The organism is Arthrobacter sp. zg-Y877 (genome assembly GCF_030373105.1).
Classification (GTDB): domain Bacteria; phylum Actinomycetota; class Actinomycetes; order Actinomycetales; family Micrococcaceae; genus Arthrobacter_B.
The window spans coordinates 218,937-243,746 of the sequence record NZ_JAUCPU010000007.1 but is presented as its reverse complement, the minus strand read 5'-3'; the positions used below and the strand labels follow the sequence as shown (position 1 = coordinate 243,746).

At 66.0% G+C, this 24,810-nt stretch carries 20 protein-coding genes; 9 read left to right on the top strand and 11 right to left on the bottom strand.

All coding sequences use genetic code 11. The features are described from left to right. Positions 1-60: 60 nt before the first annotated feature. Positions 61-1,269, bottom strand: coding sequence for an MFS transporter (locus QNO03_RS11955; RefSeq protein WP_502874583.1), 1,209 nt, complete (start codon positions 1,267-1,269; stop codon positions 61-63). A 9-nt stretch (positions 1,270-1,278) separates the two neighbouring features. After that, positions 1,279-2,961: an ABC-F family ATP-binding cassette domain-containing protein gene (locus QNO03_RS11950; RefSeq protein WP_289603439.1), complete on the bottom strand. Its 1,683-nt coding sequence runs from the start codon at positions 2,959-2,961 to the stop codon at positions 1,279-1,281. 113 nt (positions 2,962-3,074) lie between these two features. On the opposite strand from QNO03_RS11950, the gene QNO03_RS11945 reads away from it, so the two are divergent. Beyond that, on the top strand, positions 3,075-3,395 hold the full coding sequence (locus QNO03_RS11945; protein WP_229945940.1) for a putative quinol monooxygenase: 321 nt from the start codon (positions 3,075-3,077) through the stop codon (positions 3,393-3,395). A 2-nt stretch (positions 3,396-3,397) separates the two neighbouring features. Here QNO03_RS11945 and QNO03_RS11940 read toward each other — a convergent pair whose 3' ends face one another. The 4 genes from QNO03_RS11940 to QNO03_RS11925 form a co-directional block, all read right to left on the bottom strand. Continuing rightward, complete coding sequence (locus QNO03_RS11940; RefSeq protein ID WP_289603438.1) at positions 3,398-3,667, bottom strand: hypothetical protein; 270 nt, start codon at positions 3,665-3,667, stop codon at positions 3,398-3,400. Between the two features lie 112 nt (positions 3,668-3,779). Continuing rightward, a complete protein-coding gene (locus QNO03_RS11935; RefSeq protein ID WP_289603437.1) occupies positions 3,780-5,228 on the bottom strand; it encodes a phytoene desaturase family protein in 1,449 nt (482 codons plus the stop codon). Beyond that, entirely contained in the window at positions 5,225-6,319 is a 1,095-nt protein-coding gene (locus QNO03_RS11930; protein WP_289603436.1) for a lipid II:glycine glycyltransferase FemX, read from the bottom strand. The genes QNO03_RS11935 and QNO03_RS11930 overlap by 4 nt, the downstream gene beginning before the upstream one ends. Then, the gene (locus QNO03_RS11925) at positions 6,316-7,782 is read right to left on the bottom strand and encodes a glycosyltransferase family 87 protein (protein WP_289603435.1); all 1,467 of its coding nucleotides are present in this window, start codon (positions 7,780-7,782) and stop codon (positions 6,316-6,318) included. Before QNO03_RS11925 ends, QNO03_RS11930 begins: the two co-directional genes overlap by 4 nt. A 186-nt stretch (positions 7,783-7,968) precedes the next feature. On the opposite strand from QNO03_RS11925, the gene QNO03_RS11920 reads away from it, so the two are divergent. Then, on the top strand, positions 7,969-9,054 hold the full coding sequence (locus QNO03_RS11920) for an inositol-3-phosphate synthase (protein WP_229945930.1): 1,086 nt from the start codon (positions 7,969-7,971) through the stop codon (positions 9,052-9,054). Between the two features lie 72 nt (positions 9,055-9,126). On the opposite strand, the gene QNO03_RS11915 is transcribed toward QNO03_RS11920, so the two are convergent. From QNO03_RS11915 to QNO03_RS11895, 5 genes are all read right to left on the bottom strand, one after another. Further along, positions 9,127-10,812 carry a formate--tetrahydrofolate ligase gene (locus tag QNO03_RS11915; protein WP_289603434.1) on the bottom strand — a complete coding sequence of 562 codons (1,686 nt, stop codon included), beginning with the start codon at positions 10,810-10,812 and terminating at the stop codon, positions 9,127-9,129. A 145-nt stretch (positions 10,813-10,957) separates the two neighbouring features. Next, positions 10,958-12,202, bottom strand: a complete 1,245-nt coding sequence (gene mshA / locus QNO03_RS11910) for a D-inositol-3-phosphate glycosyltransferase (protein WP_229945927.1) — start codon at positions 12,200-12,202, stop codon at positions 10,958-10,960. Positions 12,203-12,394: 192 nt separating this feature from the next. Beyond that, positions 12,395-12,517 carry a hypothetical protein gene (locus tag QNO03_RS11905; protein ID WP_269437777.1) on the bottom strand — a complete coding sequence of 41 codons (123 nt, stop codon included), beginning with the start codon at positions 12,515-12,517 and terminating at the stop codon, positions 12,395-12,397. Between the two features lie 808 nt (positions 12,518-13,325). Beyond that, entirely contained in the window at positions 13,326-13,982 is a 657-nt protein-coding gene (locus QNO03_RS11900) for a histidine phosphatase family protein (protein ID WP_229945925.1), read from the bottom strand. Beyond that, entirely contained in the window at positions 13,979-15,496 is a 1,518-nt protein-coding gene (locus QNO03_RS11895) for a CCA tRNA nucleotidyltransferase (RefSeq protein WP_289603433.1), read from the bottom strand. The genes QNO03_RS11900 and QNO03_RS11895 overlap by 4 nt, the downstream gene beginning before the upstream one ends. A gap of 144 nt (positions 15,497-15,640) precedes the next feature. Here QNO03_RS11895 and QNO03_RS11890 point away from each other — a divergent pair, with 144 nt between their 5' ends. The 7 genes from QNO03_RS11890 to QNO03_RS11860 all read left to right on the top strand — a co-directional run bounded on the left by QNO03_RS11890 (position 15,641) and on the right by QNO03_RS11860 (position 24,752). Then, entirely contained in the window at positions 15,641-16,171 is a 531-nt protein-coding gene (locus QNO03_RS11890) for an NUDIX hydrolase (protein ID WP_229945920.1), read from the top strand. Between the two features lie 76 nt (positions 16,172-16,247). Then, complete coding sequence (gene murJ / locus QNO03_RS11885) at positions 16,248-17,909, top strand: murein biosynthesis integral membrane protein MurJ (RefSeq protein ID WP_289603432.1); 1,662 nt, start codon at positions 16,248-16,250, stop codon at positions 17,907-17,909. 199 nt (positions 17,910-18,108) lie between these two features. Continuing rightward, on the top strand, positions 18,109-19,563 hold the full coding sequence (locus QNO03_RS11880) for a discoidin domain-containing protein (RefSeq protein ID WP_289603431.1): 1,455 nt from the start codon (positions 18,109-18,111) through the stop codon (positions 19,561-19,563). A gap of 175 nt (positions 19,564-19,738) precedes the next feature. Continuing rightward, positions 19,739-20,785: a thioredoxin-disulfide reductase gene (gene trxB, locus QNO03_RS11875; RefSeq protein ID WP_229945913.1), complete on the top strand. Its 1,047-nt coding sequence runs from the start codon at positions 19,739-19,741 to the stop codon at positions 20,783-20,785. Positions 20,786-20,813: 28 nt separating this feature from the next. Beyond that, on the top strand, positions 20,814-21,140 hold the full coding sequence (gene trxA, locus QNO03_RS11870) for a thioredoxin (RefSeq protein WP_229945911.1): 327 nt from the start codon (positions 20,814-20,816) through the stop codon (positions 21,138-21,140). 57 nt (positions 21,141-21,197) lie between these two features. After that, a complete protein-coding gene (locus QNO03_RS11865) occupies positions 21,198-22,340 on the top strand; it encodes a peptidoglycan-binding protein (RefSeq protein WP_289603430.1) in 1,143 nt (380 codons plus the stop codon). A gap of 282 nt (positions 22,341-22,622) precedes the next feature. Continuing rightward, positions 22,623-24,752 carry an acyltransferase family protein gene (locus QNO03_RS11860; RefSeq protein WP_289603429.1) on the top strand — a complete coding sequence of 710 codons (2,130 nt, stop codon included), beginning with the start codon at positions 22,623-22,625 and terminating at the stop codon, positions 24,750-24,752. Positions 24,753-24,810 lie beyond the last annotated feature (58 nt).

Genomic DNA, 24,810 nt, shown 5'->3' with positions numbered 1-24,810 from the left:
AGGGTAGGACCGGGAACGGGAGCTCCGCCCCTCTCATGCGGACACCATTGGTCCGCAGTATTAAGCCGATTCGGGTACGGCTTTCCGTTCGGCGGCGGCCGGCGCAAAGACAATCGAAACCAGCATGGCGGCACCCACCACCAGCAGCGCATTGCGGATCCCCCAGCTCTCGCCCAGGAAGCCGAGCACCGGCGGGCCTACGAAGAAGGCCATGTAGCCAATGGTGGAAACCACGGAGACCCGGCCCGCGGCATGCACGGGGTCCTCTCCGGCGGCGGACATTCCCATCGGAAAGCCCAGCGCCGCACCGATCCCCCACAGCACGGCCCCTGCAGCGGCCAGCACCAGGTTCGGGGCGAACACGAAGAGCAGCAGTCCGGCGAGGGAGGCGCTCATGCATATCCGCAGCGCCGGAACGCGTCCCAGCCGGTCAATCAGGCGGGCACCAAACCAGCGGGTGAGGGTCATGGCGGCAACGAACACCCCGAACATCACGGCTCCGGTTGATTCGCTGGTGCCCAGCCCATCCACCGTCGCCTTGGCCACCCAGTCATTGGCCGCGCCTTCGGTGAGGGCGGCGCCCAGGACGACGACGCCGATCAGCACCGTGCGCCCCTCCCGCCAGGCGCCGAACCGGGACGGCTTTGACGACGCATCGGCGCCAGTGCCGGCAGCAGCCGGGTGCGGCAGCTGGAGGAAGTTCCGCGGCACGATCAGCACCGCCACGCAGACCACGGTCAGGATGCCCAGCAGGTGCAGGGACAGCGAAACGCCGGCGGCGGACAGCACGGCACCAATCATGGCGCCCACAAACGCCCCGCCACTGAACGCGCCATGGAATTTGGGCATCACCGTCCGGCCCACCCGGCGCTCCACGTCGGCACCCTCCAGGTTCATGGCAACGTCCCAGCCGGCAATCCCCACCCCGAACACCAGCAGGCCCGCGCCGGTCAGGGGAATCGACCCGAGACTCAGGCCCGCGGCGATGGCGAGCGAAGCGGCCGACGTCGTCAGGCCGCCTGCGCGTACCGCACCGGCCGTGCCGATCCGCTGGGCCACCGAACCGGCCAGTGGCAGCGCCACGACGGATCCAATGGCCGAGAACAACAGGAGCAGGCCGACACCGGCGGCACCAATACCCAGGTCCTGCGCCGCGGCCGGAATCCGTGCCGCCCAGCTGGCGAAGACCAGGCCGTTGAGACCAAAAATCACGAAGACGGCGATGAGTGCTTTATTCAGGGCTGATTCGCTGGTTTCCTCCACGCCCAATATTGTCCCCTACCGGACCCGCTCCACGCGTTTTTCGTCCCACACCGGGGTTTCGGACTCGTAAACCCTGCCGTCGGAACCGAACACCAGGAAACGGTCGAAGCTGCGGGCAAACCAGCGGTCATGGGTGACGGCCAGGACCGTCCCTTCAAAAGCGTCGATGGCCTTTTCCAGGGCCTCGGCCGAGTGCAGGTCCAGGTTGTCGGTAGGCTCGTCCAGCAGCAGCAGGGTCGCGCCGGAGAGCTCCAGGAGCAGGATCTGCATGCGTGCCTGCTGACCGCCGGAAAGCGACTCGAACTTCTGTTCCGAGGACGCAGCCAGGCCGTAGCGGTCCAGCACTCCGGCGGCGGCTTCGCGGCCCAGCCCGGACCGGTGTTCGTCGCCGCGGTGCAGGATGTCCAGCAGGGTCCGTTCAGCGAGGTCGGGGCGCATCATGGTCTGCGCGAAGAACCCCGGCCGGATCCGTGCCCCCAGTTTCACCGAGCCGGCATGCGGCACCGCCGCGATTTCCACTTCCGAGACGGGCTCGTGTTCCTTATCCGGGTCGCTGCCGCCCAGGGCCAGCAGGCGCAGGAAATGGGACTTTCCGGATCCGTTGGAGCCAAGCACACCCACCCGGTCCCCGAACCAGATCTCGGTGCTGAACGGCTTCATCAACCCAGTCAGTTCCAGCTTCTGTGCGACGACAGCGCGCTTGGCCGTCCGCCCGCCGCGCAGCCGCATCTTAACGTTCTGCTCAAGGGGAAGGGCTTCGGGCGGTCCGGCCTCGAGGAATTTGGCCAGCCGGGTCTGCGCCGCGTGGTACCGGTTGGCCATGTCGGAGCGGAACGCGGCCTTGTTCTTGTACATGTTGACGAGTTCCTTGAGCTTGAGATGCTCCTCGTCCCAGCGCCGGCGCAGTTCCTCGAACCGGGCGTTGCGGTCCTCGCGGGCCTTCACGTAGCTGCTGAAGCTTCCGCCGTGGATCCAGGCCGAAGCTCCGTTGATACCCGGCTCCAGGGTCACGATCCGGGTGGCGGCGTTGTCCAGCAGTTCGCGGTCGTGGCTGACAAACAGCACGGATTTCCTGGACTCGGCCAGCTTTCCCTCGAGCCAGCGTTTGCCGGGGACGTCCAGGTAGTTGTCCGGTTCGTCCAGGAGCAGGAGCTCGTCCGGCCCGGCGAAGAGTGCCTCCAGGACCAGCCGTTTCTGCTCGCCGCCGGAAAGCGTTGCGGCCCTGCGGTACTGCGCCCGGTCGAAGGGCAGTCCGAGCGCGGCCATGGTCACCTCATCCCAGACGGTTTCCTGTTCGTAGCCGCCGACGTCGCCCCATTCGGTGATGGCGGTGGCGTAGCGCATCTGGGTGGGCTCGTCGTCGTGCTCCATCATGGCGAGCTCGGCTGCGTCCACTTCGCGGGCCGCGGCAGCGAGGGCCGGCGGCGCGGCCGAAACGAGCAGGTCGCGGACCGTGCTGTCATCACGGACCTGCCCGACGAACTGGCGCATGATGCCCATATTGCCGGACCGCGAAACCGTGCCCTCGTCAGGTTTGAGATCCTCGGCGATGATCCGCAGCAGGGTGGTCTTCCCGGTGCCGTTGGGGCCGATCAGGGCCGTTTTATGCCCGTCGCCGACCTTGAAGCTGACGCCGTTGAGCAGCTGCCGGCCGTCGGAGAGGAAATAGTCAATGTTGGATACGTCGAGATGCGCCACGTACCCATCCTCCCATTCCCCGCGGCTGGCTCCCCGTTGGCCGGAAGCCGCCGGCCGGGCATACGATGAAAAGCCCTGGAATTTCAAGGAAAATCTCAAGAAAGCAGGACCAAATGATCTTCATTACCGTCAAGTTCCTCGTCAAGCCCGAGTGGACCGAGCGCTGGCCGGAACTGACCGCCGGCTTCACCGCCGCCACCCGCGCCGAGCCCGGCAACCTCTGGTTCGACTGGTCCCGCAGCCTGGAAAACCCGAACGAGTTTGTGCTCGTGGAGGCGTTCAAGGACGACGCCGCCGCCGCGCATGTCCAGAGCGGCCACTTCCAGCAGGCCATGAAGGACATGGTTCCGGCGCTGGTGGAAACCCCGAAGATCATCAACACCGTCATTGACGGCGAAGAATGGTCCCGGATGGGCGAGCTGACCGTCGAGTAGGACTACTTTTTATCCGGCTCGTAGCCGGCACGGCGCAGCATTTTCCGCAGGTCCACCACGGTCTGCTCGTCTATGTCCTTGCCTTTCGGCACCCTAAGGACATCCGTCTGCCCGGCCAGGGTGACCTCGTACTTGCCGTTGTGCTCCCGGGTAGTGTCGGCCACTGCTTCCAGCAGTGACAGGACGTCCTTCCATTCGACGTTGCTGCTGGAAGGATGACGCAGGATCTTGTCCAGCGTGTCCCGGTGGTGGTTGTTCAAATGCTCGGTCATGGGAACCTCCTGTTACCAGTTCCCCATGACCGGCCACCACGCGCAAGGCCCGGCTCTCTGTTGTTCAGGGGTCCTTCCCGGGATTGTTCCCGCTGCACCCGCGGGACTGGGCCTAGCCCGGTTCGGGTGCGAGGTCGGGCACCGGCAGCCCGAACACGTCCTTGAGTGCCAGCTTTGCCGCATGCAGTCCGCCCATGCCGTGGACCCCCGGTCCCGGCGGGGTGGACGCGGAACTGAGGTAGACCCCGGGCACGGCCGTCCGCCACGGTTTTGGAGACAGGACCGGACGGATCAGCATCTGGGCCAGCGTCACTGCCCCGCCGCCGAAGTCCCCGCCCACGTAGTTGGCGTTGTACTGCGCCAGATCAGCCGCCGTCGTCACCCGCGAATCGACAATGACATCACGGAAACCGGGGGCGAACCGCTCAATCTGGGCGGTCACCGCTTCGGTCATGTCCACCGTGGAACCGGCGGGCACATGGCAGTAGGACCAGAGAACGTGGCGGCCGGCGGGGGCACGGCTGGCGTCGAAAGCGCTCGGTTGGGACAACAGCACGTACGGGCGGCGCGGGTGCCGGCCGGAGGCGACGTCGTCCTCGGCCGCAGCCAGTTCGCCCCGGGTGCCGCCCAGGTGGGCGGTTCCCGTGCGCGCCATCTCCGGGTTGGTCCAGGGCACCGGACCGGAGAGGATGAAGTCCACCTTGCACGCAGCGTTCCCGTAGCGGAACCGCTCCAGGGCCTTGGCATAACGCGGCGGAAGCCGGTCCCCGCCCAGTTCCAGCAGTACCGACGGGGACACATCCAGGATCACGGCCCGGGAGTCCGCCACCTCGTCCAGGGAAGTGATCCGGTGCCCGGTGGAGATCTCACCGCCGTGCTCCCGCAGGTCATCGGCCAGCGCCTCGGCGATGGCCTGCGAGCCGCCTACCGGGATGGGCCAGCCCACGGAGTGGGCCAGGGTTCCCAGCATCAGCCCGCCGCCCGCGGAGGGCAGCGACGGCATTCTGCCGACGGGGTGCGCCGCGACGCCGGAGAGCAGGGCCGGGGCGGCGTCCTCCACGAAACGCCGGTTCCACAGGGGTGTGCCCTGGTCCAGGGCCGCCAGGCCGAAGCTCGCCAGCGCAACCGGATCCCGGGGAATGCTCAGCAGGGAGCCCATCAGCAGTTCAGTGACGGCCTCGCTGCGCTTCACCAGCGGTTCCATCAGCCGCCGGTAGGCGGCACCGTCGCGTCCCAGCCCGTCCACGGTCCGGTCCAGGTCCTTGTACGCCAGTGCCGCACGTCCGCCGTCGAGCGGCGATGCATAGGAAATCTCCGGCACCGCAAGCTCGATCCGCCGGTCCAGGCCGAAGCTGCGGAAGAACGGGGAGGCCAGGGCCATGGGATGCACGGCCGAGCAGATGTCGTGCAGGTGGCCGGGTTCCATCAGTTCCTTGGTGCGGCTGCCGCCGCCCACCGTGGATTCGGTTTCGAACACCCGGACCGTGAGGCCGGCGCGGGCCATAACGACCGCCGCTGCGAGTCCGTTGGGTCCGGCCCCGACCACACTGACATCGCTCACGAGTCTGCCTTGTTCCCCTTCCGGCCGGCGATGCGGCCTGCAAGTCCCTTGGCGGAGGCCGGGAGGCCGCGCAGCTTCCCGGGCGCCTCACGGCGCATTTTCAGGGCGTTGGCCACCAGTGCGTACCGCAGCGGATGCAGGGGAATGTCGTAGGTGGTGGGAATGGTGACCACGGTCTTGGAGAAGTTCCGCTTGAACGTGGTGACGTTGATCAGGCTGGGGTAGTTGTCGCTGACAATGCCCGTGAGGCCGCAGGCGGTGTTGCCGGCTTCCTTGAGGACCTTGAAGGCCTCCCACAGCAGCAGGTAGGGCGCGTTGGTCTTACGGGCACTGTGCGAGCTGGCCGCGAAGTAATAGACCGAGTAGCCCCGGTACTCGGTGGTGATCAGCCAGGACACGGCCTGCCCGTCCATGTAGGCCACCATGAGGCGCAGGTGGTCGCCGAGTTCGGTGAGCAGTGTTTCGTAGAAGGTGGACTCGAAGCTCGAGAAGCCGTCGCGGGAGGCGGTTTCCTGCATGATCGGGAACAGCTCCATACGGAACACTTCCGCCCAGCGGTCCCGCTCAATGGTGCTGACCTTGACGCCGAGCTTCTCCGCCTTGCGGATCAGGTTCCGGGCGTTGGAGCGGAACGAGGCAAAGATTTCATCGGTGTCCGGGGTCAGGTCCACCACGATTTCGCGTTCGTACCAGCCGTGTTCCAGCGGGCCTGTGACGGGCGGCTGGGGATGCTCGATCTGCATGCGGATGTAGAGCGGGTCCACCGCGGGATCGGCCCGGAACTGTTCCTGCACGGTGGAGACCAGCCGGGCTTCGGCGTTGTGCGTGCGGGTGGTGAACCAGGTGGGGCCGTTGACGACGACGAGGGACGGTCGGAGCCGCCGTTCGGACCGGAGGTAACTCGCCGTGGCCACCAGGGTGCCGCCGTCGTAATAGGCCCAGATGCCGTAGGGGCTTCGGCCGAGTTTCCGCTCAAAATCCGCCCAATAGGGGGTCTGTTCCAGCGGAATCACCACATCGGGGTGCGCGGCGGCAAGCGCCTCGAACTCCTCGTGGCTGAGCTGCTCGGAACGGTATGGAACGGGGGTCACTGTGCTTCTTTCGCCGGGGCCGCATGCGTTTCCAAGGGTACCCGAACCGGCCCTCCCCGCCGCAGGAGCCAGCGGTCGGGCGCAGCGTTAAACGGGCCGCCCTGGGGATCGTCGACGCCGCCGCGGCGCACCGGATCGCCGTCGGGTTCGAGGATGTCGGCAACCACCCGGTACATCAGCCACATCGTGGCCAGAACGTGGCCCAGGATGGCCAGCACGTAGTAGGGCGAATCGAGGTTGTGCTCCGCCGCACCGCCCGAAGTCTCTTTCGCCAGGTACATCCAGACGGCCCACCAGTGCATCACCTCGAAGAACTGCCAGATGAGGAAATCGAGCCACCGCGGCCGGGCAAGGGCAACCAGGGGAATCAGCCACAGGACAAACTGCGGGGAATAGACCTTGTTGGTCAGGATGAATGCCGCCACGATCAGGAAGGCCAGCTGCGCCAGGCGCGGCCGGCGCCCGGCCCGCAGTGCCAGCACGGCGATTCCTGCGCATGCAAGCGCGAAAAGCAGGTATGCCGCAACGTTGATGAACTCCGCGCCGACGCCGGTTCCACCGGCCCTTTCCACGGTCAGGTTCCACGCGAACCAGATGGAGGAGTACCCGGCCGGACGGTCCCCGGTGAAGGTCAGGAAGAAGCGCCAGGATTCGTAGTCCCGGAGCAGGAACGGCAGGTTCACCAACAGCCAGGTGCCGGCCGCAGCCGCGAAGGCCAGCACCGCCGGGCGCAGCCGCAGCGTCCGCAGTGCAAGCACCAGCACTGCGCCCAGAATCAGCACGGGATAGAGCTTCAATGCGGTCCCCAGACCGATCAACACCCCTGCGGCCACCGGACGGTTCCGGGCAAAAGCCAGCATGCCGGCCGTGGCCAGCATCACGGCAAAAATGTCCCAGTTGATGAACATCGACAGGATGGCCGCCGGAGCCACCGCCACCATGGCCGCGTCCCAGGGCCGGCGGCCGGCCAGGCGCATCGTGGCGATGACCGTGGCAATCCACGCCGCCGCAGCCAGGACCGCGTTGACGTCAAAGTAGCTGAGCGCCCGGGCATCAGTGGCACCGGCGCCGGGCACCACCAGGGCGGTGGCTCCGGCCAGCAGCCCCAGCAGGACCGGATACTCGAAAAGGGCACCCTCGGTCAGGAACGGGAAGATCCCCTCCCCCAGCCCCCGGGTGCGGAAGAGTTCCGGCCAATCCGAATAACAGGCGGCATAAAAATGGTCCGGTGTGCTCCACCCGCCGGCACGGCACGGCGTCTTCACCAGCACCCCCAGCAGGGCAGCGGCGGTCGTGAGCAGGATCAGCACCCGCTCCACGGTGAAGAATCCCGGCGTGACTATCCCCGGCGCGGTGTGGATGCCCAGCGGCCCGCCGATGCCTTCGGTGAACCTGCGGAGGAACGGATCGTTGCGGGACGGCACCACAATCCGCTGTGGACCGCGCCTGGGGTTGGGCTGCATAGGTTCAGTATCCACCAGGGCCCCGTGCGCTGCGGGCCCCTGCGGCGCCGGACGGATGCACCGGACCTGGTCCCGGGAAACACCGGCAGGTGATAACAGCGCCGGAGATGTGACTCCAAGCACGTAGACTGGGGAGGTTGTCTGCGCCGGGGGCGCAGCGTTCAACATTTTCTTCAAAGGAGAACCGTGTCCGAGAACCCCATTCGGGTCGCAATTGTCGGTGTTGGAAACTGTGCAGCTTCGCTGGTACAGGGTGTCCAGTACTACCGAAGCGCCGACCCCAACGAAACCGTCCCTGGCCTGATGCACGTAAAGTTTGGCGATTACCACGTCAATGACGTGCAGTTCGTGGCCGCTTTCGACGTCGACAGCAAGAAGGTCGGACTCGACCTCGCTGACGCGATTGGCGCAAGCGAAAACAACACCATCAAGATTGCCGACGTGCCGCAGACCGGCATCACGGTACAGCGCGGCCACACCCTCGACGGGCTCGGTAAGTACTACCGGGAAACGATCACGGAATCCGACGCGTCTCCGGTGGACATTGTCGCCGCCCTGCGGGACAACGCAGTGGACGTTATGGTCTGCTACCTGCCCGTGGGATCCGAGCAGGCCGCGAAGTTCTACGCCCAGTGCGCCATTGATGCCGGCGTGGCCTTCGTCAATGCCCTGCCCGTCTTCATTGCCGGCACCAAGGAATGGGCGGACAAGTTCACCGCGGCCGGCGTGCCGATCGTGGGCGACGACATCAAGAGCCAGATCGGCGCCACCATCACGCACCGCGTTATGGCCAAACTGTTCGAGGACCGCGGGGTCATCCTGGACCGCACGTACCAGCTGAACGTCGGCGGCAACATGGACTTCAAGAACATGCTCGAGCGCGAGCGCCTGGAATCGAAGAAGATCTCCAAGACGCAGGCCGTCACCTCCAACACCTCCGCCGCGCTTAAGGCCGACGACGTGCACATCGGCCCGTCGGACTACGTCGCCTGGCTCGATGACCGCAAGTGGGCGTTCGTCCGGCTCGAGGGACGCAACTTCGGCGACGCTCCGGTGTCCCTGGAGTACAAACTGGAGGTCTGGGACTCCCCCAACTCCGCAGGCGTCATCATCGATGCCGTCCGTGCCGCCAAGATCGCCCTTGACCGCGGGGTCGGTGGGCCCATCCTTTCGGCCTCGAGCTACTTCATGAAGTCGCCGCCGGAGCAGTACAACGACGACATCGCCAAGGAAAAGGTGGAGCAGTTCATCCGCGGCGAGGTTGAGCGCTAAAAGCCCTGAGCCAATGCCCCTGTCCCCCTTCCGGGAACAGGGGCATTGCTGTTTCCGGACCCGGCACCGGCCTTAGATGAGCCCGCTGGGTGTTCCATCCGCAGACACACCCATCCGCAGCGCTGCCGGATTCCGGGGCAGCCCCGGCATGGTCATGACTGCGCCGGTCAGCGCGACCACGAAGCCGGCACCGGTCTTGAGGGTCAGGTCCCGGACGTGGAGCGTAAAGCCGGACGGGGCCCCAAGGACCGCAGGATCATCGGAGAAGGAGTAGGGCGTCTTCGCCATGCAGACCGGCAGGTGCTCCAGGTTCCGCGCTTGGATTTCCTGCAGCCGCCGCCGGGCCGGCGCCGCGAATTCGACGTCGGCGGCTCCGTAGATTTCCCGGGCCACGGTACGGATTTTCTCTTCCACCGGCATTCCGTCCGGATACAGGAACCGGAAATCCGCCGGCTGGTCCAAGGCCCGGAGCACCGCCGCCGCCAGGTCGTCGCCGCCCGGGCCGCCGCCGCCCTGCGCCCACACGTCGGCAAGGGCGGCACTGACGCCCTGCTCGGCGCACCAGTCCAGAAGCCAACGCAGTTCGGCGTCGGTGTCTGTCCTGAAGCGGTTGACCGCCACCACCGGGTTGATCCCGAACCGGCGGATGTTTGCCAGGTGCCGCTGCAGGTTCGCGGCACCGGCCCGCAGTGCCGGAATATTCTCCGCGGTGAGGTCGTCCCTGGGAACGCCGCCGTGCATTTTCAGGGCCCGGACGGTAGCGACCACCACGACGGCGTCGGGGGCGACATCCGCCACCCGGGACTTGATGTCCAGGTACTTTTCCGCGCCGAGGTCAGCACCAAACCCGGCTTCCGTCACAACGATGCCGGCCAGCCGGCGGGCGGTCGCGGTGGCGATGACTGAATTACAGCCGTGTGCGATGTTGGCGAACGGGCCGCCGTGGACGAGTGCCGGGGTTCCGGCCAGGGTCTGCACCAGGTTGGGTTTGAGGGCGTCGCGCAGCAGCAGTGTCATGGCGCCCTCGGCGCCAAGGTCGGCGACGGTGACGGGCCGGCGGTCATAGGTGTAGCCCACGGTGATCCGGGACAGGCGTTCGGAGAGGTCCGCAAGGTCCCGGGCGAGGCAGAAGATGGCCATCACTTCCGAGGCCACGGTGATATCGAAGCCGTCCTGCCGCGGCACGCCCTGCGCCGGACCGCCGAGGCCGATCACAATGTCCCGCAGGGCCCGGTCATTCATGTCCAGGACCCGCTTGAAGGTGATGCGCCGCGGATCCAGTCCCAGCTGGTTGCCCTGGTAAATGTGGTTGTCCACCAGGGCGGCCAGCGCATTGTTCGCCGCGGTGATGGCGTGGAAATCGCCGGTGAAGTGCAGGTTGATGTCTTCCATCGGCACCACTTGGGAATAGCCTCCCCCCGTGGCGCCGCCCTTCATGCCCAGCACCGGCCCCATGGATGGTTCGCGCAGGGCTATCATCACCGTTTCCCCGGCCCGCTGCAGGGCGTCCGCCAGTCCAACCGTCACGGTGGATTTGCCTTCACCCGCGGGGGTCGGACTCATGGCGGTCACGAGGACCACCCGGCCGCGGGCCGCACCCTCCGGCAGGAGCGCCGGATCAACCTTGGCTTTGTAGCGCCCGTACGGTTCCAGTGCACCGTCCGGAATGGCTACCCGCCGGGCTATCTCGGTAATGGGCAGCAAGCGGGCCGCACGGGAAATCTCGAGGTCTGAGGGCACGTCCGCACTGGTAGGCATATCGTCTGTTCCTTCCGCTGCGCCGTCAACGGGTCGCCTCGACGGCCATTGGTGCTTGGATGGAAGCCAAACTATCAGCAGGTCGGGTGCGGGTGGCCCCTGAAGGTCCCGCCGGCGCTGCCGTGGGGCAACTTAGGCCCTGCGGTTATTTACGGACCGCACGGCGCGCGAACAGGTCCGCCGCCTCCCGGTAGCTTTCCGCCGTCAGCATGGCCGTCCGCCGCCAGCCAAACGCCTGGGCGTGGACCGCTGCCCCTTCACCGAGCGTCCGACGGCGTTCGGTGCCGTCGTAGAGGGCCTCCAGTTCGGCGGCCCACCGGCTGGGAGCGTGGCCGTCGACGAGGATGCCGCTCCTGCCGTTACGCACGGCTTTGGGAAGCCCGCCCACGTTGGCGGCAAGGACGGGGGTGCCGCAGGCCTGGGCCTCGAGGGCAACCAGTCCAAACGATTCGCTGAACGAAGGCACGGCCACGACGTCGGCGGCACGGAACCAGTCGGCTAGCTGGTGCGGTTCGACCGGCGGACGCAGGGACACGGTGTCCTGCAGGCCCAGCCGGCGGATCATCGGTGCCAGGTCAAGTACGGAGGATCCGCTGCCGGCACCCAGGATGCTCACACGGAGGGGAATGTCCGGGCGGCGGCGCCGCAGCTCGGCGGCCGCCTCAACCAGGATCTGGGGGCCCTTCAGACGCTGGATCCGGCCGGCAAAGACCACATGGAAAACTCCGGGGAGGAACCCCCGGCCCGCCTGCACCCCCGGCCTCCCCCGTGGCGAAAAGACGTTCAGATCCACGCCGGGTGCCACCACGTCGACGGCTGCGGGATCGGCGCCGTAGAGTGCTTCGAGTTCCGCTGCCTCGGTGCTGGTGTTGGCGATCAGCCGGGTGGCACCGTGAACTACCTGCTGCTCGCCGTCAATGCGGATCTGCGGCTCGGGTTCCTCCCCCGGCTGGGCCTGGAGGTTCTTGACGCGGGCCATGGTGTGCATGGTGTGCACCAGTGGCAGGTCCCATTGCTGGGCAACGGATAATCCCGCCGTTCCGGATACCCAGTAGTGGGAGTGCACAACGTCGAATCCGCCGTCGAGCAGGAATGGCTGCGCTTCGGCCACCGCATACGCCAGGTCCAGGTAGGGCAGCCGTTCCTTGGGAACCTTGCAGACAGGGCCGGCGGTCACGTGGCGGACCTTCACCCCGGGAGCCAGCTCGACGTCGGCGCTCTGCAGGGGGTCCGTGGCGCGCGTAAAGATCTCGACCTCGGTCCCGGCCCGTGCCAGTTCCAGGGCAACGGAGCGGACATACACATTCATGCCGCCGGCATCGCCGCAGCCAGGCTGCTCGAGGGGGGAGGTATGGAGGGAGAGCATGGCCACACGGTTGACCTGGGGCACTTCGCTCCCTTCCTTACAGGTATTTTCTCTATCGACTTTATAACGTCACGCGGCTGGGCTTTGTTTCCTGTCACCCAGAACACGTCCGGCCCCCGCCGCGGAAGGCCCGGCACAGCACTGCCCGGCACCTCGCTTGGAGGTGCCGGGCAGTGCGGCTGGATCCGCCTGGTTCCGAGCTGTTTGAGACTGAGATCACTTGACGGAATGGAAGTAATGCAGGAGCAGATGGCCTTCGGGGCCACACAGGGCCGCGTCCATCCGGGCATCACGGACGGCGCTGGAACGGAGGTAGGAGCTCCGTAGTCGCTTGAGCATTGGGTACACCCCCTTCGCTGTGCGTGGGGCGAATGCTGCTCGTGGGGTGAATTGGTTGCTTTTGGGCATGACGGTATTGGGCAGGGGGAATTCAGACATGGGAATCTCCGACAGGGAAGCACCACAAAGGCGCAAAACAATAAACAGATAAAAGATGCGTCGAAATGACGCTAGAAACCAATAAAAGACATCAAAGAGACGTTCAGGCGATTTGCGGGAAAATACCCGACCATGACGCCGCGATATCTTTCAAAGGGAATGCCGGCGATTGACCCGCACCAAACCTGAACCACATGCAGCCGTCCAGCCCCCTTCGAAACAGGGGTGCCGGAACGGAGTGTGGTGCCGGATGAAGGTGCGTGGTGCTCGCGCCGGTGGCGCAGACGGCAGACGGCCTGCCGGGCGGCGGCGTTTAGGCTGAAGCGGCCGGCCAGGAAGCAGCCGCGGTAACCCCGGTGGAGGCTATATGCCCGCCGGAGAGGACCGAGGATGGCACCCGTGGGGTCCGGAAGGATCGCCGGAGATTGCCGCCGGTTTTGCCACCGGTCACTACGATGTGAATTCCATTAGTGTTCATCAATCTCCACCTCCTGTTCGCGGTACGCGGGGTACTGGACGCTGATGCAGGCTGCAGCTCGGTAAGCCCAATAAGCTCAACTAAGCCTGCACGTCCGGTTCGGTCTTTTGCGGGCCATGAAGTGCCCGCAAAAGAAAGGTACAACAAAACCCAGGTCCGTGCCAAGCACTTTTTGTAAATTCACCGGAATTTTTTATTGCCGGTGCGTTAGGCACGCGTGCCCTCTGCGTATTAGAGGTTCCAGCCGACGACGGCGGGGGTGCGCTTGTCCCACCCGAGGGTGCAGACCGCAGCGGTGCTCAGCGCGAAATGCCGGCCCATCTCGGGGGCCAGACCCAGCCAGCGGGCGGCCAGGATGCGCAGGAAATGTCCGTGGGCCACCAGGAGGACCTTCTCCACCGGCATTGCCTCCGGGTTCCGGTCCATGGCCGTGCCGCTTCCGGCCTGGACGGCTGAGATGATGCGGTCCGCCCGCTCGGCCACCTGCGCCAGGGTCTCCCCGTTGGGCACGCCGTCCTTCCAGATCAGGTAGCCCGGATTCTCCTCGCGGACCTGCCGGCTGTTGCGGCCCTCGTTATCCCCGTAATCCCACTCGTGCGCATGCGGAAGCACTTCGGCGTCGGGGTAGCCCACCAGTTCCGCGGTGCGGCGGGCACGGATCAGCGGGGAGGTGAAGACCCGGTCAAACGTCACCGGTCCGATCTTCGCCCCCGCGGCCGCGGCCTGTGCCTCACCTTCGGCCGTCAGGGGTATGTCGGTCAGGCCGGTGTAGTTGCCCTCGCGGGACCATTCCGTTTCACCGTGGCGCAGGAGCCAGAGCCGGGGCAGCCGGGTTCCGGACGGCGTCAGGTCCGGAACTGCCGGTCCGAAGTTTTCCCCGTTGCTCATTTGCCGTCCTTGTTCGTCCGTGGTTCGCCCGGTTCCCCGAGGGGTTCCTTTTCCGTTGTATCAGGTGTTGCGGGGCCGGCAACCTGGTTTTCCGGTTGTTCAGCCCACCAGCCGCGAAGCAGTTCCGCTGCCTCGGCTTCGGTGCGGGGACCGTTCTCCATCCGTTCCTCCAGCAGGAACCGGTACGCACGGCCCACCACCGGGCCGGGCCGGATCTGCAGCAGGGCCATGATCTGTTCGCCGTCCAGGTCCGGCCGGATCGAGGCCAGCTCCTCCTGCTCGGCGAGCGCGGCGATCCGCTGTTCCAAGTCGTCATAGGCGAAAGCCAGGCGCTCGGCCTTGCGCCGGTTGCGTGTGGTGACATCGGACCGCGTCAGGCGGTGCAGCCGCTGCAGCAGCGGACCGGCATCGTTCACGTAGCGGCGCACCGCCGAATCCGTCCAGCCTGCGTCACCGTAGCCGTAGAAACGCATATGCAGTTCCACCAGGCGGGCGACCGCCTTGATGGTGTCGTTGTCGAACCGCAGGTTCTTCATCCGCTTGGCAGTGAGCTTGGCCCCCACCGCGTCGTGGTGCAGGAAACTCACCGAGCCGCCCGGCTCGAAGCGGCGCGTGGATGGCTTTCCGACGTCGTGCATCAGGGCCGCGAACCGCAGCACGAAGTCCGGTCCCGGAACGGGACCGTCGGTACCGGTTTCCAGTGCGCAGGCCTGGCGCAGGACCGTCAGTGAATGCTGGTAAACGTCCTTGTGCCGGTGGTGCTCGTCCACTTCGAGCCGCAGGGCGGCCACCTCGGGCAGGACATGGTCGGCCAATCCGCTTTCCACCAGCAGGTCCACGCCTGTCCACGGGGCCTTGCCGCAGATCAGTTTGGTCAATTCGTCCCGGACCCGTTCGGCGGAGATAATCCCGATCCGCCCGGCCATCTCCCGCATCGCTTCGAAAACATCCGGGGCCACTTCCACACCCAGCTGGGAGGCGAAGCGGGCGGCGCGCATCATGCGCAGCGGATCGTCGGAGAACGACGTCGATGGCGCACCGGGGGTGCGCACCATGCCGTCGTGCAGGTCGCGGGCTCCACCGAAGGGGTCCACCAGTTCCATGGACGGCAGCCGGAGGGCCATCGCGTTCATGGTGAAGTCGCGGCGGAACAGATCGTCTTCGAGCTTGTCGCCAAAGGCGACGGCGGGCTTGCGGGAGTCGGGGTCGTAGGCGTCGGCCCGGTACGTGGTGACCTCCACCTGGAAGCCGTCCTTGCGCATGCCGATGGTGCCGAACTCCCGGCCGATCTCCCAGTAGGTGTCGGCCCAGCCCTTGATGACCTTGATGATGTCGTCCGGGCGCGCGTTGGTGGTGAAATCCAGGTCCGGGGAAACCCGGCCCAGGAACAGGTCGCGGACGGGACCGCCAACAAGGGAAAGCTCGTACCCGGCGTCCTCGAAACGCGCACCCAGCTCCGGGATCACGGCGGGTAACGGGGACTTCAAGGCCGAACTATCAAAAAGGTGCACCATAGTCCTTTAAGCGTGCCAGATAAAACAGCGCCGGACCGACAACCGGTCCCGGCAAGGGCGCGGACACGCCGGGCGTTCCCGCGTCCTCTCCGGCGGCCCGCCCAACAGTCATCATCCCCGGACAAAGATCGTTACAGTGGGAGTATGGCCCATCCCGTACCGAGCGCCCCTAAGCGGACCCCGTTGACAGCGTCAATGGGCGGCGCCGGTGCGCATACGGTACATTCCCCCCTCCCCACCGTGGAAGAGGTTTCCGCCGGCGGGATTGTGGTGGATACCTCAACCGGGCAGCTGCAGGTGGCCATCATCGCGCGCCTGAACCGCGGCGGACGGCTGGAGTGGTGCCTGCCGAAGGGCCATCCCGAGAACGACGAGGACAACCAGGCCGCCGCCGTCCGCGAGATCGCTGAGGAAACGGGTATTGACGGCCGCATCCTCACGGCGCTGGGCAGCATCGACTACTGGTTTACGGTCAGCGGGCACCGGGTGCACAAGACGGTCCATCATTTCCTCCTGGAAGCCTGCGGCGGGCATCTGACCATCGAGAATGATCCGGATCACGAAGCCGTGGATGTCGCGTGGGTCCCCCTGGCGGAGTTGGGCCGGCGGCTCTCCTTCCCCAATGAGCGGCGCATTGCCGACCTGGCCCGCGAAATCCTTCCGCGCTACCTCTGACCGCTGCCTCCGGCGCCGCCCGGACCCGGTCCCCGGTTCAAGCAATCCGGACTGCAAGTGAGAACATAGGGTCACGATGGCCGAAAAGAATATAGCCCCCAGTACCGCGCGTTCCAGCGCCGTGATGGCAGCTGGCACCCTGGTATCCCGTCTCCTTGGCTTGGTCCGCACCGCTTTGCTGGCTGTCGCCATCGGCAGTACCGGGCTGGTCAGTGATGTCTTCAGCTCGGCGAATGTGCTGCCGAACTTCATTTACCTCATGGTGGCCGGCGGCGTCTTCAACGCCGTCCTGGTCCCGCAGATCATCAAGGCCAGCAGGCAGCCGGACCGGGGAGCGGAGTATGTCTCCCGCATCCTGACCCTCAGTCTCCTGGTGCTGGCGGTCCTTGCCCTTGTGGCCACGCTCGCGGCACCCGTAATCCTGCGCATCGTCCTGTCCCTGGGAGCTGACCAGCTGCCGCTGGCCACCAGCTTCGCCTACTGGCTCTTCCCGCAGATCTTCTTCTACGGTGCCTACGCGCTCATTGGGCAGGTGCTCAATGCCAACGGACGCTTCGGCGCCTATATGTGGGCACCGGTGGTGAACAACATCGTGACCATCGCCGGGCTGCTTGTTTTCATCTCGATGATCGGCCGGGAGGAGACGTCGTCGTTCTCGCCGGAGAACTGGACCCCGCAGGCCACACTGATCCTGGCCGGCTCCACCACGCTCGGCATCGTGCTGCAGGCTGCGGTCCTGCTGTTCCCGCTTCGCCGGCTAGGGCTGGGACTGCGCCCCTCCTTCGGCCTGCGGGGCGTGGGGCTGCGCCAGACCGGCCGGGTGGCCAAGTGGACCATCCTCACCATGCTGATCGGTAACGGCGCCTACCTCGTCTACACCCGCGTAGCCACGATCGCCACGGACGCCCGGCCGGAATACCTGGCTATGGGCCGCGAGATTGCCGGACAGCTGAACCTGGAAACCGCGTCGATGCTGTACATCATTCCGCATTCCATCATCACGCTGTCCCTGGCCACCGTGCTGTTCAACCAGATGTCCCACGCGTACACGGAAAAGAACTACGACGAGGTCCGCGCCACCCTGTCGCAGGGGCTGCGGGCCATCGGAGTGGCCACAGTGTTCTGCTCCGCGGTCCTGATTGTGCTTGCCGGGCCCATCAGTATCTGGTTCAGCGGCGGGTCCAACATTTCGGCCACCCTGCAGGCACAGGTGCTGGTACTGCTCGCCGTGACGGCACCGTTCCTCAGTGCCTCCTTCCTCATGAACCGCGCGTTCTACGCAGACGAGGACGCCAAGACACCGCTGATCATGCAGATCATCCTGTCCGCGTTCGGCCTGGCCCTGGCCGCGTGCGCGGCGGCCCTGCCGCCGGACAGGATCATCTTCGGACTGGCCATCGCCTACTCGCTTGGAAATATTGGCGCGGTCACGGTCAGCCATATCTTCCTTAAGCGCAGCCTGGGCGACTACGGCGCCGGGCACGTCGTGGACGTCCATATCCGTCTCGTGGCTGCCGCACTCGGCGCGGCCGCTGCCGGTGCGGCAGCGCTCTGGCTGATGGGCGGATACACGGTGGAGGGCTTCGCCTGGCAGTCCCTGGCCGCCGCCACCGTGGTGATGGTGGTCTGCGGTGCCTTGATGGCCGGCGTGTACTACGTGTTGCTTCGGGTGTTGCGGGTCTCCGAGCTGGACGCTTTCCTCCGCCCGATCCTTGCCAAACTCCGCCGGACTGCCTAAAGTGCCGACTCCGGCATTGGCCGGTGTCACAGGTAGCATGGGAACAAAGCAGGCAGTTCAGGGCTGCGGCAATCGGCCGCGTTCGGTGTCCATGAACGAACATCCAGATTCAAGCAGAACATTTAAGCATGACGCAGTTCATCGCCGTTCATGTTGATTGCCGTTTTCATTTTGATTGCCGTTTTCATTGGAGGAACACGTGCCACAGTCGGTAGACGTCGGTTCAGTACTGGGCGGCCGTTACAAGGTGACCGCACTGGTGCTTGCCTCGGCGGAGCAGGATCTGGTGCTCGATGGTGTGGACCAGGTCCTGAACCGTTCCGTGAGCATCCTGCTGGCCGCCCCCGTGAACGCCAGCCAGGTCTCGGCAAGCGCGCGTGAAATCGCCACCGGTGAACGCCACGGAAATGTCCAGGTGCTGGATTTGGGCGTCAGCGACGGCCGCACCTACCTGATCACCAACAATGCCAACGCCGCTGATCTGCTGGACCTGGTTATCGAGCGGGATGGCCCCTACGTGGAGCCGTTCTTCACCGACACCCTGGGGTCCGAAATCTTTGGTGTAGCGCGCTCCCGGGAACCGGAAGTCGTTGAAGATGACCGCTACGTCGAGTACGAGGACCCCGCTCCCCGCCGGCCGCTGCTTTCCGGCGCCAACAAGCCCCGGCTGCCGAAGTTCGGCCGCACGGGTGCCGCAGCCGGCGCTGTCGCCGGCGCCGCTGCCGCGGATGCCCGGGGCGAAGCAGTCTCCGGCGGTGCCACTGTTCCTGCACCGCCCGCAGTCCGGCCCAAGCAGTCCGCCCCCACCGCACCGGCAGCCAAGGTCACCAAGTGGGAAGATGACGAACCGCAGGCTGCCGCCGTGCCGCAGCGCAACGGCCGTTCGGCGTCGACCTTCCCCAAGTCCGCCCTTGCCGCCGGCAGCTACGACGACGGCGACCGCTACGACGGCGGATATGGGGACCCCGATGAGGACTATGACGACGGGGATAAGCCGAACCGCAAACCCGGGCGCATCCTCATCGGCGCCGTCCTCAGCCTCGTGCTCGTTGTTGCCGTGGTTCTCGCGGTTTCCCAGCTGGGCAAGTTGGGGGAACTGTTCGGTGCCGACCCCGAGGCCGGCGCTACCACTGAACCGACCCAGGACGCTGCTCCGGCCCCGAGCGCCAGCGCGGCCGAACCCGCACCGGCAGCGGAGATAGCGGGCATCACGCGGCTGGTACCGGGTAATCCGCAGCTGGACTCCGCCAATGACGGCGCCCTGCCCCAGATGATCGACGGCAACCCTTCCTCGTACTGGTCCAGCTACGTTTACGCCAGCGATACCTTCGGCGGGCTCGCCACGAGCCTGGCGATGGTGGTGGACCTTGGTGCCGACTCTGAGGTCAACGAGGTCGACATCACCCAGATGAACGGTTCTTCGGGGGGCAGCTTCTCCATCATGCTCAACGACACCCCCGACCTGAACGGTGCGACATCGGTGGCCCAAAGCGGCTTTACCGGTCCCACCACGAGCATTCCGGTGCCCAAGGTGGACGGACAGCCAGCCACTGCCCGTTACGTCATCGTCAACTTCACGCAGCTGCCGCGCCTCAACGGCGTCCAGGCCGCGTACCCCTGGGGACTGAGGATCGCCGAAATCGGCGTGTCCTGACCCCTCCGCTTCAAACCGGCCGCCAGGCCGCGATCAGCATGACCCGAGCAGGCCCCCGGAATAAGCTGGAACCGGTAATGGTTGTGCCGTGTGGACCATAGAGGAATCGACCCCAGGGATTCGATCTCCGCTGTAGCTCGATCCCGTAGTTCAACAAGGAAGAGGAACACTCCCCGTGAGCACCGTAAACCCCGTAGCCACCACCGACGGCGCCGCTGCTGCCGGCGACGTCCGCGAGGTCATCATCGTCGGCTCCGGCCCCTCCGGATACACCGCTGCCGTCTACGCGGCCCGTGCCAACCTGAAGCCGCTCCTGATCGCCGGCTCCGTCACTGCCGGCGGCGAGCTGATGAACACCACCGATGTGGAGAACTTCCCCGGCTTCCCCGAAGGCATCATGGGTCCGGACCTGATGGCCAACTTCGAAAAGCAGGCTGCCCGCTTCGGCACCGAAATCCTCTTCGAGGACGTGACCGAGGTTGACCTCACCGGCGACATCAAGACGGTCACCATCGGCACCGGAGAAACCTTCCGTGCCCGCGCCATCATCATCTCGACCGGTTCCGCTTACCGGGAACTGGGGCTGCCGGATGAGAAGCGGCTCTCCGGGCGCGGCGTCAGCTGGTGTGCCACCTGCGACGGTTTCTTCTTCAAGGGCCAGGACATCGCCGTCGTCGGCGGCGGTGACTCTGCACTGGAGGAAGCACTCTTCCTCACCAAGTTCGCCGCTTCCGTGACCGTGGTGCACCGCCGGGACAGCCTGCGTGCCTCCAAGATCATGCAGGAGCGGGCCCTCTCCCACGAGAAGATCCGGTTTGCCTGGGATTCGGAAGTTGCGGCCATCCGCGGCGAGGATAAGGTCACCGGCCTGGTGCTGCGCAACACGAAGGACGGCTCGGAGTCCGAGCTGAACGTCACCGGCGTGTTCGTAGCCATCGGCAACGATCCCCGCGTCGATCTGGTGCGCGGCCAGCTGGAACTTACGCAGGAAGGCACCATCGCCGTCCTCGGGCGGACCTCCAAGACCTCGCTGCCCGGCGTTTTCGCCGCCGGCGATGTCATTGACCCGACCTACCGGCAGGCAATCACTGCCTCCGGCTCCGGCTGTGTGGCAGCCGTCGACGTCGAGCACTACCTTGCCGATCTGGGCGGATCCGTCTCCACCGCGGCGGAGGTTCCCACGCCGCCGTCCGAGGCTGTCTCCGAACACGCAGCCCTTTAATTCCATTCCCCGCTAGGAGAGCAACATCATGAGCAACGCAAAAGCAGTAACCGACGCTTCTTTCGGTACCGACGTCCTCACCGCGGACAAGCCGGTTATCGTGGATTTCTGGGCTGAATGGTGCGGCCCCTGCCGCATGCTTTCCCCCATCCTCGACGACATCGCCGCCCAGTACAGCGACAAGGTGGACGTCGTGAAGGTGAACGTGGACGAAAACCCGGCCATCGCCGCCCAGTACGGCATCACCTCCATTCCCGCCGTGTACGTCTTCAAGGGCGGCGAGGTAGCGGCGACCTCCATCGGCGCCAAGCCGAAGCAGGTCCTTGAGCAGGAATTCGCGGCTTTCCTGAAGTAATCACTCATGACTGTGCATGGTGAAAGCCTGCGGAGGCTGGATTGCAGCCGGCGCGTAGTGACGCTTCGAGAAGCGTTACTGCGTGCCGGCGTCACCTTGTCCTACCTGGCACCGGACGCCGTAACCGATCCGACTGTCTTCGACGACCACGTCGACGCTGCGGTCCGCGCGTTCCAACAGAGCCGCGGGCTGATCGTGGACGGCGTTGCCGGTCCGGACACCCAGCGCGCTCTCTCGGAAGCACAGTTCCGGTTCGGAGACCGCACCCTGGACTATGTTGAGGGTGCTCAGCTGCGCGGCGACGACGTCGCCGAACTGCAGCGCCACCTCTCCCACCTGGGCTTCTACTACGGCCACATCGACGGCAGTTTCGGGGTACGCACCCGCTACGCCGTGGCTGAACTGCAGCAGAACCTCGGGCTGCCGGGCAGCGGCGTGTGCGACGGCGACACCATGCAGGCAATGTCCCGGGTCAACCGGGCCATTTCGCCCAGCCAGGCCTTTGCCCTGCGTGACTACGAGCGGCTGGACCGCGCCACCGCCGCGCTCCGCGGCCGCATCATTTCCGTAAACATCGGCCGTTCCCCCCGGGAGTCCCCGCATACCGCCGAACGCCTCACCGGGAATCCCCTGACCGAGGTGCTGATCACCACGGACATCGCGGAGCGGGTTGAACGCATCCTGCGGGAGTTCGGAGCCCAGTTGGTCCCGCAGCAGGCCGGCTCGGTCCGCGACCCGGGATCGCGGTGGAACAGCCCCAGCCTGAACCTGGACATCCACTGCGACTGGCTCGACCAGCAGGCGGCCTCCGGCATGGCGGCCTACTACTGGGGACTGCCCGGCACGGGCGAGGCACGCTCCCCCATTGGCCACCGCGCCGCTGTCCTGCTGATGAAGGAACTCGGCGCGCGCACCGATCTGGACAACCTTGGGGTGCACGCCCGGACCTGGGACACCCTGAAGGTTCCGGGAGTCCCCTCCGTGGGGCTGGATCTGGGCTACCTCAGCAATAGGCACGACGCCGAACGCCTCGCCGATCCGGTCTTCCGCCAGACGGTGGCCGACTCCATTGTGATCGGCATCCAGCGCCTGTACCTGCTGGAAGAGGAAGACCAGCCCACGGGTACCTTGGCCCTGGACGATGTGTTGAAGTTCAACCCGGCCCAGACCGAAGCAAACCGTCAGGTATCCGGACTCTAGGCCCGGTCCTACACGTTCGAAGCGGCACCCCTGATTCAGGGGTGCCGCTTCGTTTTCCCCATACCCGAGTGATGGGCACGAGTAGGTGTGCGGATACGCGTTTGGCGAGCGATTTTCCCCGCCGGAGCGCGGAAACTACTCGGAATCGAGCATGAAACTACTTGGCCTGAGCGGATATGGTGGCTTGTCCACCGGGACCCTCACTGGACCCCCGGACCGTTGCGCTAGCATTACCGTCGATGCGGCAGGATCCGGAGGCCGTTCCTAACCCAGAGGGCGCTGATGCGATCCACTTTCCCTTCCCTGAAGAGCCGTGAGCCCGCCCGCCCCGCAGCTCCGGGCGCACGCCTCCGGCCGGACGTCCAGGGCCTCAGGGCAGTCGCGGTGGTCGTCGTCGTGCTCGACCACCTTGTTGGCTGGCCGAGCGGCGGTTTTATCGGTGTCGACATTTTCTTCGTGATTTCCGGATTCCTGATCACGGGACTCCTCCTGCGCGAATACGAAAAGACCGGTTCCATCTCCTTTGCGAACTTCTACCGTCGCCGCATCAAGCGGATCCTCCCGGCATCCACACTCGCGATCGCGGTGACGCTGGCGTGCTCCTTCCTGATCTTCGGGCAGGGCCGCTTCATGGAGACGCTCAAGGATGGCGCCGCCGCCGCGCTCTTCAGCGCGAATTGGCGGTTCTCGGCCACCGGTACCAACTATTTCCGGGCCAACGGCCCGGTCTCCCCCCTCCAGCATTTCTGGTCGCTCTCGGTGGAGGAGCAGTTCTATTTCGCCTGGCCGGCGGTGATGCTGCTGGCCCTGACCCTGGTGGTCAGGCGGGGCGGCGGCCGGCACCACGCGCGGCTCGGTGCGGGCATGGTCATCGGGCTGGTCTCCCTCGCCTCCCTCGCCTGGGCGGTGTGGGAGACCCAGTCGCTGCCCACGCGTGCCTACTTTTCGACCTTCTCCCGCATCTGGGAGCTGGGTGCCGGAGCAGCGCTGGCCTTCACTGCACCCCTGTGCGCGCGCCTTCCGGCCCGGCTGCGGCCGGTGATTGCCTGGCTCGGCCTCGCGGCGATGGCGGCAGGTCTCTTCCTCATCGATTCCTCATCAGCATTTCCCGCACCCTGGGCCCTTCTCCCCGTAGCCGGCGCCGTCCTCGTGATCCTCGCCGGAACCGGGACCAGCGAACACCGGTTCCTCCTTCCCCTTACCAACCCCGTGAGCGGGTACCTGGGGAACATCTCCTATTCCCTGTACCTGTGGCACTTCCCGGTGATCATCTTTGCCGGGGCGGTCTTCGTCGAGCGGTCGCCGCTGTTTTACGTCGGCTGTGTGGCCGCTATGCTCCTGGCCTCCGTGTTCTCGTTCCACCTTGTCGAGGATCCGGTCCGCAGATCTGCGTGGTTGTCCGGCGGCCGCACTCAGGCGGTTACGGAGGTGACACGCGGCACCGGGTTCCGGCGGGCTGCCGTCGCCGCGGCGGTTACCGCCCTGATGACCGCTGCCGCGGTTCCCTTCATTCCCCCGCAGGAGAAGGAAATCCGCCTGGCAAACGTTCTCCCGGCAGGGGTGTCGAAGGAGACGGCGGCCCTGCAGGAGCAGATCCGCACCGCGCTCGGCAGCACCGAGTGGCCGGACCTGAGCCCCTCCCTGGACGATGCCATGGCGGGCCTCGAGGCGCCGAAGGAGATCACGGCCTGCGGCGGCCCCGGGCGTCTCGTGGTCGAGAGGTGTACCTGGGGTGATCCGGACGCCCGGCACCACGCCGTCGTCGTCGGAGATTCGATCGCCATGACCTGGGTGTCACCACTCCGGGAAGCGCTCGGAACTGGCAACGACTGGGACGTGACCAGCCTGGGTACCTTCGGCTGCACGTTCACCGATCTGTTGATCGAGAACCCCGAACCCGAAGTAGTGCAGGCCTGCGAACGTCGGAAGTCCCAGGCCATCGCTGCCATCAAGGAGCTGCAGCCGGACGTCGTCTTCATTGCCAACACCTACGAGCCGCGTTTCCCCGCGTTCTGGAACCGGCCGATGACCCCGCAGGAGTGGCAGGGAAGCATGGACACCATGCTTCAGCGGTTCAGCGGCTCCGTGGACCGTGTGGTCTTCCTTGCCCCGCCGCCGCTCTACACGGACATCACGGACTGCTACTCGAAAATGGCCCAGCCCTCGTACTGCGCAGGCACCATCGATCCCCAGTGGCGCACCTTTGCGACGGCGGAGATGGAACTCGCCGACACCGTAGGTGCTTCCTTCGTCAATCCGGAACTGTGGTTCTGCGCGGAGGACTGGTGCCCCAGCTTCGTCGGCACCACGCCCACGAAGCGCGACCTTGTCCACATGACGCCCGCATATCAGGTGAAGGTGGCCCCGGCGCTGCGGGCCGAGCTCCTCGACCAGGGCATAGTCGACTTCTAGCCTTCTGTCCTCTCCGCCGGCAGTCAACACCGGGTCGGCAAGTGCCTCAACGCCTAAG

What these genes read in the sequence shown, in the direction of transcription:
- QNO03_RS11895 (WP_289603433.1), bottom strand. Translation starts at nt 15,496, where the DNA reads ATGGTGCACCTTTTTGATAGTTCGGCCTTGAAGTCCCCGTTACCCGCC.
- QNO03_RS11915 (WP_289603434.1), bottom strand. Translation starts at nt 10,812, where the DNA reads ATGCCTACCAGTGCGGACGTGCCCTCAGACCTCGAGATTTCCCGTGCG.
- QNO03_RS11905 (WP_269437777.1), bottom strand. Translation starts at nt 12,517, where the DNA reads ATGCTCAAGCGACTACGGAGCTCCTACCTCCGTTCCAGCGCCGTCCGT.
- QNO03_RS11945 (WP_229945940.1), top strand. Translation starts at nt 3,075, where the DNA reads ATGATCTTCATTACCGTCAAGTTCCTCGTCAAGCCCGAGTGGACCGAG.
- QNO03_RS11860 (WP_289603429.1), top strand. Translation starts at nt 22,623, where the DNA reads ATGCGATCCACTTTCCCTTCCCTGAAGAGCCGTGAGCCCGCCCGCCCC.
- QNO03_RS11900 (WP_229945925.1), bottom strand. Translation starts at nt 13,982, where the DNA reads ATGAGCAACGGGGAAAACTTCGGACCGGCAGTTCCGGACCTGACGCCG.
- QNO03_RS11890 (WP_229945920.1), top strand. Translation starts at nt 15,641, where the DNA reads ATGGCCCATCCCGTACCGAGCGCCCCTAAGCGGACCCCGTTGACAGCG.
- murJ (WP_289603432.1), top strand. Translation starts at nt 16,248, where the DNA reads ATGGCCGAAAAGAATATAGCCCCCAGTACCGCGCGTTCCAGCGCCGTG.
- QNO03_RS11925 (WP_289603435.1), bottom strand. Translation starts at nt 7,782, where the DNA reads ATGCAGCCCAACCCCAGGCGCGGTCCACAGCGGATTGTGGTGCCGTCC.
- trxA (WP_229945911.1), top strand. Translation starts at nt 20,814, where the DNA reads ATGAGCAACGCAAAAGCAGTAACCGACGCTTCTTTCGGTACCGACGTC.
- QNO03_RS11940 (WP_289603438.1), bottom strand. Translation starts at nt 3,667, where the DNA reads ATGACCGAGCATTTGAACAACCACCACCGGGACACGCTGGACAAGATC.